10 protein-coding genes and 4 pseudogenes are annotated in these 13,013 nt (G+C 68.4%); 7 read left to right on the forward strand and 7 right to left on the reverse strand.

The window, feature by feature from the left end:
• Positions 1-120 precede the first annotated feature (120 nt).
• The gene (locus NBZ83_RS22800; protein ID WP_261575756.1) at positions 121-669 is read left to right on the forward strand and encodes a transposase; all 549 of its coding nucleotides are present in this window, start codon (positions 121-123) and stop codon (positions 667-669) included.
• 64 nt (positions 670-733) lie between these two features.
• Positions 734-1,111 (forward strand): annotated as a pseudogene (locus NBZ83_RS22805) (DDE-type integrase/transposase/recombinase); the annotation flags it as partial.
• An 85-nt stretch (positions 1,112-1,196) separates the two neighbouring features.
• Here the strand turns inward: NBZ83_RS22805 and NBZ83_RS22810 are convergent.
• Together NBZ83_RS22810 and NBZ83_RS22815 are read right to left on the reverse strand one after the other, a co-directional pair.
• Positions 1,197-3,539, reverse strand: coding sequence for a tetratricopeptide repeat protein (locus NBZ83_RS22810; RefSeq protein WP_261575757.1), 2,343 nt, complete (start codon positions 3,537-3,539; stop codon positions 1,197-1,199).
• A gap of 703 nt (positions 3,540-4,242) precedes the next feature.
• A pseudogene (locus NBZ83_RS22815) lies at positions 4,243-4,503 on the reverse strand (integrase core domain-containing protein); the annotation flags it as partial.
• Positions 4,504-4,572: 69 nt separating this feature from the next.
• Here NBZ83_RS22815 and NBZ83_RS22820 point away from each other — a divergent pair.
• From NBZ83_RS22820 to NBZ83_RS22830, 3 genes and pseudogenes are all read left to right on the forward strand, one after another.
• Positions 4,573-4,791 (forward strand): DUF305 domain-containing protein, encoded by a 219-nt coding sequence (locus NBZ83_RS22820; protein ID WP_308203815.1) that lies wholly within the window; start codon positions 4,573-4,575, stop codon positions 4,789-4,791.
• A gap of 96 nt (positions 4,792-4,887) precedes the next feature.
• Positions 4,888-6,168, forward strand: a pseudogene (locus NBZ83_RS22825) (IS256 family transposase).
• A 241-nt stretch (positions 6,169-6,409) separates the two neighbouring features.
• Positions 6,410-6,964 (forward strand): Uma2 family endonuclease, encoded by a 555-nt coding sequence (locus NBZ83_RS22830; protein ID WP_261575761.1) that lies wholly within the window; start codon positions 6,410-6,412, stop codon positions 6,962-6,964.
• Positions 6,965-7,294: 330 nt separating this feature from the next.
• On the opposite strand, the gene NBZ83_RS22835 is transcribed toward NBZ83_RS22830, so the two are convergent.
• The 5 genes and pseudogenes from NBZ83_RS22835 to NBZ83_RS22855 all read right to left on the reverse strand — a co-directional run bounded on the left by NBZ83_RS22835 (position 7,295) and on the right by NBZ83_RS22855 (position 10,575).
• Entirely contained in the window at positions 7,295-8,218 is a 924-nt protein-coding gene (locus NBZ83_RS22835) for a DUF6895 family protein (protein WP_438803329.1), read from the reverse strand.
• Positions 8,219-8,249: 31 nt separating this feature from the next.
• Positions 8,250-8,696: a hypothetical protein gene (locus NBZ83_RS22840; protein ID WP_261570363.1), complete on the reverse strand. Its 447-nt coding sequence runs from the start codon at positions 8,694-8,696 to the stop codon at positions 8,250-8,252.
• A gap of 178 nt (positions 8,697-8,874) precedes the next feature.
• Positions 8,875-9,113 (reverse strand): annotated as a pseudogene (locus NBZ83_RS22845) (transposase); the annotation flags it as partial.
• Positions 9,114-9,229: 116 nt separating this feature from the next.
• Positions 9,230-10,150: a M56 family metallopeptidase gene (locus NBZ83_RS22850; protein ID WP_261575759.1), complete on the reverse strand. Its 921-nt coding sequence runs from the start codon at positions 10,148-10,150 to the stop codon at positions 9,230-9,232.
• A complete protein-coding gene (locus tag NBZ83_RS22855; RefSeq protein ID WP_261570366.1) occupies positions 10,147-10,575 on the reverse strand; it encodes a BlaI/MecI/CopY family transcriptional regulator in 429 nt (142 codons plus the stop codon). Before NBZ83_RS22855 ends, NBZ83_RS22850 begins: the two co-directional genes overlap by 4 nt.
• A gap of 227 nt (positions 10,576-10,802) precedes the next feature.
• Between NBZ83_RS22855 and efeU the strand changes: the two genes are divergently transcribed.
• Entirely contained in the window at positions 10,803-11,708 is a 906-nt protein-coding gene (gene efeU, locus NBZ83_RS22860; protein ID WP_261570367.1) for an iron uptake transporter permease EfeU, read from the forward strand.
• Positions 11,709-11,824: 116 nt separating this feature from the next.
• Positions 11,825-13,006 carry an iron uptake system protein EfeO gene (efeO, locus tag NBZ83_RS22865; protein ID WP_261575760.1) on the forward strand — a complete coding sequence of 394 codons (1,182 nt, stop codon included), beginning with the start codon at positions 11,825-11,827 and terminating at the stop codon, positions 13,004-13,006.
• Positions 13,007-13,013 lie beyond the last annotated feature (7 nt).

The raw sequence follows: 13,013 nt of genomic DNA on the forward strand, positions 1-13,013 counted from the left end.
CTCCTACCGCACCCGCCAACGCCGCGAGCTCCTCGCCAAGGACCGACCCAACCACAACTGATCAACCAGGCGCGGGGGTCAAATTTCCGAGACCCCCACGGGGTCAATTTTCAGGAAGCCTTGACACACCTCGACCAACGGTGGGCGGACGGGCAGACCAACGCCGCCACGCTATGGAAAGAGATCACAGCCCAGGGCTACACCGGCAGCTACGTCACGGTCTCCACCTATCTCCGCCCGTTCCGCGCCGGCGCGCAGCCCCCGCCACCCCGGCCACGCTCCACCCGGACGATCAGCCGCTGGATCCTGACTCGCCCCGACCGGCTCCACGACGACGAACAGGACCAACTCCGCGACGTTCGCGCCTGCTGCCCCGAACTCGACGCGCTTACCCGCCACGTCGGCGCGTTCGCGCACCTGCTCACCTGCCCCACCGACACCACGGTCACCGACTGGATCACTGCGGTCCGCGCCGACGACCTGCCCGCCCTGCACACCTACGCCACCGGCCTCGAACGCGACCTGGACGCCGTGACCGCCGGCCTGACCCTGCCACACAGCTCCGGGCCCGTCGAAGGTCACGTCAACCGCATCAAAATGATCAAAAGGCAGATGTACGGCCGCGCGAACTTCGACCTCCTCCGCAAACGCGTCCTCCTCACCCCATGATCGACATCGATGCCCGAAGGATCACAAGATCTGCGCCAGATCCCCGTTCTCGCTTGCGTAGCCAGACGTCCTCGCCGCCGAACGGCGTGACCTGGCCACGACCCGACGGTTCTTCACCCGAGCCCTGTCCCACAGCCGGAAACCAGCCGAGGTGACCACCGACCGGGCACCCGCCTATCCCCGTGTCCTCGATGAACCACTGCCCACCGCCTGCCACGTCGACGTCGCCCGAGCGAACAACCGGATCGAATCCGACCACAGCCGACTCCAAGCCCGGCTCCGCCCGAGGCGCGGACTGAAACACCTGCGCTCAGCCCAGACGATCAGCTCCGGACATGCGCTGATCCAGAACATCCGCCGCGGCCACTACGAACTCGGCACTGACACCGACCCACGACGCCGACTGACGACCGCGTTCGCCGAGCTCACCCTTACGATCTGATCACCGACTCGGCAGGAACAGCCATGTCTAACCGCCCACGATGCAACAGACCCCAACCAGACGCCACAGCCGGGCACCCGTTGAATCACTCGTAGGAGCCAGCGTCGCGACGCCACCCGCGCAAGCTGTCGACTGCTGCGATGGTGTCCGGATGTTTCTCGCCGAGCAGCCGCGCCCGGTCAGCGGCCACCTGCTCCAACATGCTGATCGCTTCGCCGGTGCGTTTCGTTCGCCCGTATGAGGCGGCGAGGTTGGCACGGGCGGTCAGGGTGTGCGGATGCTGGTTACCAAGGAGCCGCGTGCTGTCGGCGGCCACCCTCTCCTGCAGACTGATCGCTTCTCTGGTGCGTCCCGCCTGCCCGTATGAGGCGGCGAGGTTGACGCGGGCGATCAGGGTATCCGGGTGCTGCTCGCCGAGTATTCGCTCCCGGTCGGCGAGCACCCGTTCCTCAATATTGATCGCCTCGGTGATCCTCCCCGCCCGACCGTACGAGCTGGCCAGATGGGCGCGAGCGGTCAGGGTGTGCGGGTGGTCGTCGCCGAGAAGTCGTTCCCAGCCAGCGGCCACCTGCTCTTCGATGCGAATCGCGTCGATGGCCCGCCCGGCGTGCCGATACGAGGTGGCGAGGTAACCACGGGTGGTCAGGGTATGCGGATGATCATGGCCGAACAGTCGCGTGAACCCGACTGCCACCCTCTCCAGAAGGATGGTTGCCTCGGCGATCCGCCCCGCCAGCCGGTAGGAGGTAGCGAGGTTGCCGCGGGCGGCCAAGGTGTCCGAGTGCTCGCCGCCGAGAAGCCGCTCCCGGTCGGCGACCACCCGCTCATGCAAGCTGATTGCTTCAGCGCTCCGCCCCGCCCGGTCGTACGCGACAGCGAGGTTGCCGCGGGCGGTCAGTGTGTTGGGGTGCTCTTCGCCGAGCAGCTGGGTGGCATGGCCGGCAAGGTGCTGCCAGTGGGTGACAGCGGCGGTGTGCTGCCCAGCACGCAGCAGGCTGGTGCCGGCCTGGTAGAGCAGTGGGTGGCGGTCGGGCTGCCAGAGCAGATCTCCGGCGATCGCGGTGAGGACGCTGGTGTTGACGTGCAGTGCTGCGACGAGGTCGGGGGCGGTGTGGTCGGCCTCGGGCCACAGGTCCAGCAGCGCGTCGGCAGCGGTGTAGCTGACCGCAGTCAAGTCGGCGAGGGTTTCCCGGGTGGCGCGGGCGGTCAAAGCGTGGATCCGCACCGCGCGGGCGCCGTCCGTGGGGGTGTGGGTGAGCAGGCCGTAGCGGTGTAGCAGCCGCACAGCCTTGCGGGCCTGATCGGCAGTGACCGGCTTGCCGATGCCGCCGGTGCGATGCACGCCCAGGTAGCCGATGGTAGCGGGGGTGCCCCACAGAGAATCGGGGTGTCCAGCGGGGTCGAGCATTGCGGCCAAGGCAAGGGCGGGGCGGGCGAGCCCGACAGGATCGGAGGAGTCGGCAGCGTCCAAGGCGAGCAGGAGAGTGACGGCGACCGCCCGGCCGTAGCCGTCCGGATCGGCCCCGGCGGGCATCAGGTCAGCCAGCCGGGTCTCGGTGTCGGTGTAACGGGCCAGGTAGTTGGTGCAGGTTTCTTCCTGGTTGATCATGTAGGCGGCGGCGTGGGACAACGCCAGCGGTAGATGCCCCACCGCGTCGGCCAGCCCGCCGGCGTTCTCGTCGACCAGATGCGAGCATTGGGCCTGGCCGATCCGATCGGTCAGGTAGTCGATCGACTCGTCGGGGGCGTACACGTCGACCTCGACCTGCTGACGTCCCCCGCTGACTAGCGTCGCGTCGCGAAGCCGGGTGGTTGCCAACGTCCAGCCCGCTGGCTGGCGTGGCGGCCACCAGTCGGCGAGCGTCGCCGGGTCGGTCACATCGTCGAGGACGATCAGCCACGACCTGCTGGTGGTATGCAGCCACTCCAGCAGCGACTGTGCGTCGGCATCCGGGTCCGTTCCGTCGGCGCCAGGCGCTCCGACTCGCGCTGCGGCGCGGGCGTAGGTGGTGATGACCTGGTCGACGGTCGTGGCGTTCACCCAGACAACCAGGTCGATTCCCTGCTTGAAGGCCTGGTGGGCGAACCAGGCAGCCAGCTGCGACTTGCCGACGCCGCCTCCGCCCGCCAGCACCCGTGTTCCCCGCCCCACACTCCGACCGTCCTGCTGGGTGAGGATCACATCCGCGCCGCGGCCGCGCTCCCCCACAATTCGGTCCCGCAGGACTTCGCGGGGTTGGAACGCCGACGCTAGCGCGGGCGGCCGGCCCACCAGCACCGGCCATGCCGTGGGCGCCGCTGCCTGGGGATGGTGGTGGTGTTCGACGGTGACGGGGCCCATGACGCCACTATTGGCAACGGCGCCGTTGTTGGCGGACGCGACTCCGGAACCGCTGACCGAGGTCGCCTCCGGCGCGGGGGGAGGCATGGGCTTCTTGCCTTTCACCGCCGTGGACCGCGCTGAATACCGGAGTTAGCCACCGACCCTGGCCCGTCCGCGGTCGCGTCCCCCGTCCGAGTGACCTGCGCCGGTCGGTTGCCATCGGCGGTTTGCGTGCCGGTAGTGGCCAGCCCGCCGGCCGAAGCACGAGCGTTACCGGTGTCCTCGGCCCGGTCCGGCTCAGATCCAGGTGATGGCAGGAGGTACGGCGCTCCCAACGCAAGCAGCGCCACCACCACACCAATGCTGCTCGCCAGCTTGTCCGCCCTGTCTAGCCCGACCACGGCGAGATAGACCACCAGCCCCGCGACGACCAGAGCGAACACGATCCGTCCGGCCCACACCCACCGGGCGCTGCGACACGGCACCCGACCACCCCCGTAAAGATCAAATTAGCGATCGGAGTCAGTGTACGAACGCGCGTCGACACCGACCAGCAGGGCTCCGGCGTGGTGGGGCCTGACCAGTCGATCCCGCCGGAAGGCGGTGATCCTTCTAGTGGTGTAGCGGCACTTGATCTTCTGGGATGATCGGTGTTGTGGTGGTGGAGGCGTGTGCGGCCGAGCGGCAGGCGTCAACACCGAGGACACGATCCGACCGCCCACCACCGAGCCCTCGTCACGCCACACGGGCGGAAACTTGAGGTGAGCCCCGTTTTTCGGACACCGGCGTAGTAGGGACCTTATCTGGTTTATGCGGCGTCTGCAATGGTCGTGTTCGTGGTGTGGTAGAGGTTTTCGACGTGTTCGGGGGTGCGGTAGTGCAGGGTGGAGTGGAGTCGCTGCCGGTTGTAGAAGATCTCGATGTAGTCGGTGATGGCGGTGCGGGCAGCGCGGCGGGTCGGGTAGTTTTCGCGGTGAACAAGTTCGTTTTTGAGGGTGCCGAAGAAGGATTCCGCGAGGGAATTGTCCCAGCAGACCCCGGTCGCGCCGGCCGAGGGAGACACCTGGTGTGAGGTGGTCCCCGTTCTTCGGACAGTGATCCCTATATGGGATAATTGATCCGTGAGCGGAGGAGATCAATGAGTCAGTCGCGGAGACGGGCAGGGTCAAACGGTCGTAGCGACGGCGCCGGCGGGATGATGAGCGAGAACGACATGACCTCGCTGACAAATTACAGCGGAGCCGCCTTCGACAGAATGTTCCTCGAGATGATGATCCAACATCACCGTGGGGCTGTCGAGATGGCCCAGACAGAGCTGCGAGACGGCCGCTACGGCCCCGCCGAGAGCAATGGTTGAGACCTGTGGATCGGCTGGGAGGGCGTACCTTCCCGGTGATCGAGGTTGAGGTCTCAGTCAGGCCGACGTTGGCGCGTCGGTCGGGAAGGGACGCCCGTGCTCACGGTAGTACCCGAGGAGAACACGCCCGAGAACGGCTCGGCGGCCAGGCCGTCGCTGATCGATGAGATCGTCCGCGAGGGTGCGCGGCGGATGCTCGCGGCCGCGTTGGAAGCCGAGGTCGACGCCTACATCGCCGCGCTCGCCGGCGAGCGTGACGCCCGTGGCCGCCGGCTGGTGGTCCGTAACGGCCACGCCCAGCCCCGGCAGGTGATGACCGCCGCCGGTGCGGTCGAGGTGACCGCGCCGCGGGTCAACGACCGCCGCGTCGACCCTGACAGCGGGCAGCGGCAGCGGTTCTCCTCGGCGATCCTGCCGCCGTGGTGCCGCCGCTCCCCGAAGATCGCCGAAGTGTTGCCGCTGCTCTACCTGCACGGCCTGTCCTCGGGCGACTTCGTGCCCGCGTTGGAGCAGTTCCTCGGCTCGGGTGCCGGCCTGTCCGCGTCCACGGTGACCCAGCTGACCACCAGCTGGCAGGCCGACTACCAGACGTTCGCCAACCGGGACCTGGCCGGCGTGGACTACGTCTACCCGTGAGCGGACGGCATCCACGTCACCATCCGCCTGGACGAGGAGAAGCTCTGCCTGCTCGTCCTGATCGGGGTCCGCGCCGACGGCCGTCAGGAACTCGTCGCCCTCGCGGACGGCTACCGGGAATCGACCGGGTCGTGGGCGGACCTGCTGCGCGACTGCGCGCGCCGCGGCATGGGCGCACCCGTGCTCGCGGTCGGCGACGGCGCGCTGGGGTTCTGGGCCGCGCTGCCCGAGGTCTTCCCCGCCACCGCGGAACAGCGCTGCTGGGTCCACAAGACCGTGAACGTCCTGGCCTCGTTGCCGAAGTCGGCGCACCCCGGTGCGAAGAAGCACCTCGCGGAGATCTACAACGCCGAGGACAAGACCCACGCCACCGCCGCGGCGAAGACGTTCGCCGCCACCTACGGAGCGAAGTTCCCCCCAGCCACCGCGAAGATCACCGGTGATCTGGACGTGCCGCTGGCGTTCTACGACTACCCCGCCGAGCACTGGGTGCATCTGCGGACCACGAACCCGATCGAGTCCACGTTCGGGACCGTGCGCCACCGCACCCGGGTCGCCAAGGGCCCCGGTTCCCGGGCCGCCGGGCTGGCCATGGCGTTCACGCTCATCGAGGCCGCCCAGGCCCGCTGGCGGGTGGTCAACGCACCCCACCTCGTCGCCCTCGACCGCGCCGGCGCCGTGTTCGAAGCCGGCCAGCTCGTCGAACGACCCACCACCGCACCCGTCACCCAAGCCGCCTAAAGATCACCACCCACAAGTCTTGACTATTTCTCCCTTGCGGCGTCCGTCCGTGTGTTGTCGACAGCCCTGTCCTGTCGGGCACAGCCGTGCGCTTCAGGGCCGGCGACGGCCGACCGCCGGTTGCGTGGCTTTGACAAGATGTCCGCCGGCGCGTGAGTGTCGCGGCGCTACGCTGGTACGGCGGGGCTCGGCCCTGGAGGTCCGTAACGAGAGGTGCGTGATCACCACGGAGATGGCGGAGATGATTGCCCCTGCGTGGATGCATGAGCAGGTCACGGCGGCGCAGTACGACTCCTGGTCCGACGAGCAGTGCGCGGGCATCGAGATCGTGGACGGGATGGTCGTCGTGAGTCCCAGCGCGTCCAAGCGGCACAACCGCCTGGTCAAGATCCTCACGGTCGCGCTGGAGGCGGCCGCCGGGCCGGAGTGGAACGCCGACTTCGACTTCGACGTCCGCCTCCAGGACGTGCCGCTGACGAGCCGGCGTCCCGACGTCGTCGTCTACCGCGCCGACACCCTCGACGTCACGCCCTCCCGGCCCGAGCATGTCCTGCTCGTCGCCGAGGTCGTCTCACCGGGATCGGAGACGACCGACCGGATCGTCAAGGCCGAGCAGTACGCCAAAGCCGGGATCGCCTACTACTGGCGGGTTGAGCAGCCCGCCGCCGGCGTCCCCGTCACCCACACCCACGTCCTGGACCCGGCAGGCGGAATCTACCGGCCCACCGACGTCTTCACCGGCGTCATCGACGCGGCCGCTCCCTTCCCCGTCCGCATCGACCTCACCCGGCTCTGACCCCGGCGAGGTGCACGACGAATCGGGCACGCGGGCTCCGATGGATCGCCCGCCGCGCTTCCCTTCACACCGCTACGGACAGGGCGTGGCTACGCGCCTCCGCCATCACCAGCAGCCCGACATCACCGCAGCTCACGACACATGTCGATCATCGCGGACGAAGCTTATGCAAATCTTCGAAGGAACCAACCAGATCCAGCGCATGGTGATCAGCCGCCACCTCGCCCGAGGCTGATCAGAGCCCATTGGCACGTCGCCCTCGGCGGCCAGGGCGCGTCGATCCGTCGGCGGGCGAACGGCCGGTGCATGCCCTGGTCTGGTGGCTTGAAATCAGCTGCCCTGGGCCCTGGTTCCTGTCGCCAGTTCACCCTCCGCGAGGACGGCGAGCGTGACGATGGTCGCGTGGTACCTGTCCTTGAACCCGGGCCCGGACCGGGACCGGGACCGGGACCCTGGCTCGGCACCGCCGGCGGACGGCGGCCGCACGGGTACGCTGCCCTGCTCCTGCGCAATCGCGGCCAGAGCAGCGGCTCCGGTCAGGAAAGCGGCGGAGATACCGGAACCGGACCACGCCATGCTGGCCAGGAGCTCAGCGACGATGTCATAGTCACGAGTGGCCAGACGCGCCGCGACACACGAACCGAGAACACAGCCCAACGGAGCGGGGAAGGCAGCCGGCCAGGAGACCTCGCGAGCGCCGAACCTCGTCGCATAAAAAATCATGTGTGTGATGGTGTAAAGCCATGACGACTTCGCCGCGGCGCCGACTCCGCGCCACGCCGACAACTCTGCCGTCAGTTCTCGGGTGACTGCCGGGCGGCAGTCGTCGAGCCCGGCCATATCCCGCGCAAAAGCGATCTTGAGGTCTTCCGTGGGTACCGTCCCGAAGCCGCCGTCGAGGACCTCGACGACCTTGTCGTGAAACCGTGATCGCCGATGGGTCACCCTCTCCAGTACCGGGAACATGACGAGCAGTTCGCGCAGATGATGGTGTGGGAGATCGTCCCAGGGAAGATGTTCTCCGACCACCTCAAGGTCTGGCCAGAGCTGGGCCGCGACGTCCTGGGCCCAGGCGACGTACCGGCTGCCGGCTGCTCGGTGCCGAGGACCGGTCAGAGCCCACAGCACCATCGACAGCTCTCCGAACGCCCGCACCTGCCCGAAGGATTTCAGACCCGATCGCAGGTCGGGCCTGAAATCCGCCGAGTGCGCCTCGATCCACCCGCGGAGTCGATCTCCGGAGCCTGGATCCACGCCGTCGCCGTCGCCGTCGCTATCGTTATCGCTATCGCGCCGCCGACTTCTTCACCTCGGAACGGAGTTTTCCGCGGAGCGCCTCGGGCGGTTGCTGGTACATCTGATAGCCGCAGGGCCCGGAGTTCAGCGCGATGGTGAAGTTCTCCGTGGTGACGGGGCAGTAGATTGTCGTGCCGTTGTCCACGGCCTCGCACTCGCACTCGTCGATCGGCTGGTCGAGTGAGCCCTCGGTGGCGTAGATCCCGGGGTTCGGCCCGTCGAGTACGTGCGCCACGCAGAACCAGTAGTCCAGGCCGGTGTAGAGGAATCCGGTGTTGAAGCCAATCTGCAGGGGCCCCGCGTTGCCTCCGGGTTGCAGGATGGGCCCCGTCCAGACCTGGGGACCGTCGTCACTGTACTCATGTGAGAAGGATATGTACGCATGCCCTCCGGTCTCATTGCTGACGTAGACGATCGCACTGCTGTTGAACCCCATTATCGCGCCTCCCCCATGCCTGTGCGTGTGCATGGAAAATCCCCCGTAAGACGGTTCCCAAACATACTCCGGTGAATTTCTGCCGACGGCCTCGCCCACGCCCATCACCTCGAAAGGTGCGTCTTTCGGTTGGCGGACATGTCCGTCAACCGCCCGATGAGCCGAATGCCACACGCCAGGCGGCTCCGTGCTCGACCATGGTGTTCTCGAAGCCTTTGTCGACCCAGGTCCCGACTGTCGTCGGTGGGTGTTGGTGACCACGCCCTGCTTCCGACCGACGATCTTCTTGCCGGCGTCGGTGCCCTGGCCGGTCAGGGTGTAGCCGAGCTGCGTGAAGATACCGTCGTCGCGCCAGCCGGCATAGTAGAAGTAGACGGTGTTGTGCGGCGGGAAGGCGCGGGGTAGGTATCTTCGAGGTCACTGGGGTAGGTCGTGTGGGGGCTCATGACAGATGCTTCTCCCGGGCCTGTCTGGCCCTAAACCCGCAGGACCGGATGTGGCTCCGGGTGACCGGGGGGAGTTTTCATCCAGGCTCAGGTAACAACGGATTCGGACAGTTCGACGACGCGGAAGACGTAGAGCACGAGGGCGGTGGCACTGGCCCAGCACAGCGTCGCCGCGAGCACGAACAGGACACCCGTGCGGGCCTGGCGGCGCGGTGGCTCCAGGAGATCGCGCACTCGGTCGATGACGTCATGGTGCGCGGCGCCGAGGCTTTCGGGGGGCATCCGTGGAAGGGCGAGCGCCGCCGTGCTCAGGGCGCGCGCCACCGTGGCCGCGTCGCCGACCTCCCGAGCCGCGACCGTGTCGGCCCAGCGCTCGATCGCCCCGTCGACCGCGCGGGCGACCGGCGACAGCAGCGGGTTCGCCGCCGCGGCGAGTCGAGCAAGCTGTGCGTAGCGGTGATGGTGATGGCGCAGGTGGGCTTCCTCATGCGCGAGCAAGGCCCCGCGTTGCGGTCCGGTCAGCGAGCGCAGCAACCCGGTCGAGACGACGATGCGGCTGTGGCGGCCCGGAACGGAATAGGCGTGCAGGGCGGTGTCGTCGATCACCGCCAGGTCGCCCACCGCCGGCAACGTCGCGACGACGGCCGCCGTCCGCCGGGCGCGTGCCACCACTCGGACCAGGTGCAGTCCTGCTCGGCCAAGCAGGGCGATGGCCAGTCCACCCGCAGCCAGACCGACCCCGATCGGAACGGGGAGCTGCTCGCGCAGCGTTGCCGTCGACCAGTCAGCCGGGTGGGTGGCGGGAAACTGCTCCACCACGCCGAGGAGGCAGGCCAGGCACAGCACCGCCCCGGTGACCAGCGACACGCTCAGCGCGAATCCGGTCAGAACCACGGTCGCCGTCGCCGGCGGGAGGCTCCGGGCCGCACGGGCCGCGACCCTGGCGCCGGTCGGGCCGGCCACCAGAGGAATTGCGGCGACGACGAGCAGCAGGCCGAACGCGATCATTTCGAACCCCGGTCCGGGATCCGGCCGCTCGACGGCGGCTGGTCTCCGTCGGGGTGGTGGGCGAGCAGATCCCGCAGGATGCGCGCGGAGTCCTCGTCCAGGTTGTCGACGAAGCGGGACAGCACGCTGGCTCGATCGACGCCGGCCTCGAGAAGCTTCTGCATCTGTCGGGCGGTGAGGCCGGCCTGAGCCTCGGTCTTGCTTCCGACCAGCTGGTAGGCGTAGGTGCGGCCACGGGGAGCGCGGTGCAGCGCCTGCTTGGAGTAGAGACGCGTCAGGGTGGTCAGGACGGTGGTGTAGGCAAGGTCACCGCCGAGCTCGGCCTGGACCTGCGCCGGCGTCAACGGCTCACCGGCCGCGGCGAGGCAGGCGACGATCTCGTTCTCCAGGCTCCCGCTGGGCCGGGGATGAGGCCGGCCAGCCATCATGGCGCCTCCCCACCGCTCGTTCCCACCACGCCCCGGGCTGGCGCCGCATGCCCTCGCGATTGTGACACCTCCCGAAGCCCGGGATCCGCTCGCCGGGCGCGGCCCCGACCCCGTCTACCTGCTGTCGCACCGGCGGTGAGCTTGCGTTTCCCCTGACATTTAGGTATGCCTAACCTCTAACAACTATTGTCCGATAGTTGCTCGAGGCGGAGGGTGGAGCGCCCGTGCTTGCCAACTATCTGATCGGCCTGCGCGAAGGTCTGGAGGCCGCGCTGGTCGTGAGCATCCTGGTCGCCTACCTGGTCAAGGTCGGGCGACGTGACCGGCTGGTGGTCGTGTCGGGCGGGGTGGCCGTGGCCGTCGCGGTCAGCGTCGGGTTCGGAGCGCTGCTGACGTACACGTCGACGACACTGCTGTCGAGCTACCGGAGCCAGGAGATCTTCGGCGGGACGATGTCCGCGCTGGCGGTGGTGTTCGTCACCTGGATGGTGTTCTGGATGCGCCGCACCGCCCGCGGCATGCGGGCGGAGCTCGACGGACGGCTCTCCTCCGCGTTGCAGCTGGGTACCTTCGCGGTCGCACTCACGGCGTTCCTCGCGGTGGCGCGGGAGGGTCTGGAGACGGCGCTGTTCTTCTGGTCGGCCGTGCAGGCCGCGGGCAGCACGACCACGCCCGTGGTCGGGTTCGCGCTGGGCATCGCGACCGCGGTGATGCTGGCCTGGCTGTTGTACCGGCGTTCGGTGCGGCTGAACCTCGCCAGGTTCTTCACCTGGACCGGCGCCGGCCTGATCGTGATCGCCGCCGGCGTGCTGGCCTACGCGGTTCACGACCTCCAGGAAGGCGGGGTCATCGGGGGCCTGAACACCCTCGCCTTCGACGTCAGCGACCAGATTTCGCTCGGCTCCTGGTACGGCACTCTGCTCAAGGGCATCTTCAACTTCTCACCGCAGACGACCGTCGCCCAGGCGATCGCCTGGGCCGCCTACGTCCTGCCGGTGATGACGATCTTCATTCTCGGCGGGCGGATCCAGTCCGGCCGGCCGAGCCAGGCAGCCGCGCCGCCGACAACCCTGGCGGCCGGCCAGACCCAGCAGCCGGCCGACCAGGCCCAGCAGCCGGCCGCCCGGTAACCCCATGGCCCGCATCTGACCGGCCTGACCCAGGTGCTGCCGGCCCGTCACTGCGCTCGACCCGACACAGCGCTCCATGCGCGCCAACACCTCACCTGGATCATGGGAGACAACCGGTGACATCGCCCGCCATCCGCGTCCTGCGCCTGGCATCCCCCGTCGTCGTGGCCGCGGCTCTGCTCGCCGACTGCTCGTCCGACAACAACGCCGCCCCCGGCCCGTCCGGGCCCGGCGGCGGCCCGGTCACCGTGAACGCGAGTGACAGGAGCTGCCGAGTCGCTCGTTCGACGCTGCCGGCCGGCCGGCACACCTTCGAGATCACGAGCACCACGTCGCAGGTCACCGAGGTGTACGTCTATGCCGCCGGCGACCGGATCATGGGCGAGGTGGAGAACGTCGGCCCATCGACGAAGCGGAACCTGATCGTCGACCTGCCGGCCGGGGACTACCAGGTGACGTGCAAACCCGGCATGGTCGGCAACGGCATCCGCACGGCGTTGACGGTCACCGGCCAGGCCGTGCCGGCGCAGACACTCGACGAGAACCTGCGGACCGCGGTCACCTCCTACCGCACGTATGTCCAGACCGAGACGAGGGCGCTCGTCGACACCACCGCGGCGTTCGTCGCGGCGATCAACTCGGGCGACGCGGCCAAGGCCAGGCAGGCCTACCCGAGCGCGCGGCTGCACTACGAGCGGATCGAGCCGATCGCGGAATCCTTCGGCGACCTGGACCCGCTCATCGACATGCGCATCGACGACGTCACCGCCGACAGCCCGTTCGTCGGCTTCCACGCACTCGAGCAGCTGCTGTTCGAGAAGAACACCGTCGACGGAACCCGGCCGCTGGCCACCGCACTGACCACGAACGTGGGCAAGCTCGGCACCCTGGTCAAGACCGTCGGCTTCACCCCTCTGATCATGGCCAACGGTGCGAAGTCGCTCCTGGACGAGGTCGCCAAGTCCAAGGTCACCGGCGAGGAGGAGCGGTACTCCCGCATCGACCTGGTCGACTTCGCCGGCAACGTCGACGGCGCCCGGTACGTCTACTCCGCGCTGCGCCCGGCGCTGCTGGAGAAGAAGCCGCAGCTGGTGACCACCCTTGACCAGCGGTTCCCCACGCTGGTCAACCTGCTCAACACCCATCTGGCCAAGCCCGGCGACAGGGGCTACACCCCCGGCAGCCCCTACGTCTCCTATGACGCCCTCACGCCCGAGCAAGTCCGGGCCCTGGCCGTCGAGGTCGACGCCATCTCCGAGCCCATCGGCCAGATCAGTGGAGTGGTGACCGCCGGATGACCAGGAC

Source organism: Frankia gtarii (assembly GCF_025403375.1).
In the GTDB taxonomy this organism is placed as follows: domain Bacteria; phylum Actinomycetota; class Actinomycetes; order Frankiales; family Frankiaceae; genus Frankia; species Frankia gtarii.

Bases quoted from the DNA above. Each gene is read 5' to 3' on its own strand.
- NBZ83_RS22810 (WP_261575757.1), bottom strand. From the start codon at position 3,539: ATGCCTCCCCCCGCGCCGGAGGCGACCTCGGTCAGCGGTTCCGGAGTC.
- NBZ83_RS22820 (WP_308203815.1), top strand. From the start codon at position 4,573: ATGAGTCAGTCGCGGAGACGGGCAGGGTCAAACGGTCGTAGCGACGGC.
- NBZ83_RS22830 (WP_261575761.1), top strand. From the start codon at position 6,410: ATGATTGCCCCTGCGTGGATGCATGAGCAGGTCACGGCGGCGCAGTAC.
- NBZ83_RS22840 (WP_261570363.1), bottom strand. From the start codon at position 8,696: ATGGGGTTCAACAGCAGTGCGATCGTCTACGTCAGCAATGAGACCGGA.
- NBZ83_RS22850 (WP_261575759.1), bottom strand. From the start codon at position 10,150: ATGATCGCGTTCGGCCTGCTGCTCGTCGTCGCCGCAATTCCTCTGGTG.
- NBZ83_RS22855 (WP_261570366.1), bottom strand. From the start codon at position 10,575: ATGGCTGGCCGGCCTCATCCCCGGCCCAGCGGGAGCCTGGAGAACGAG.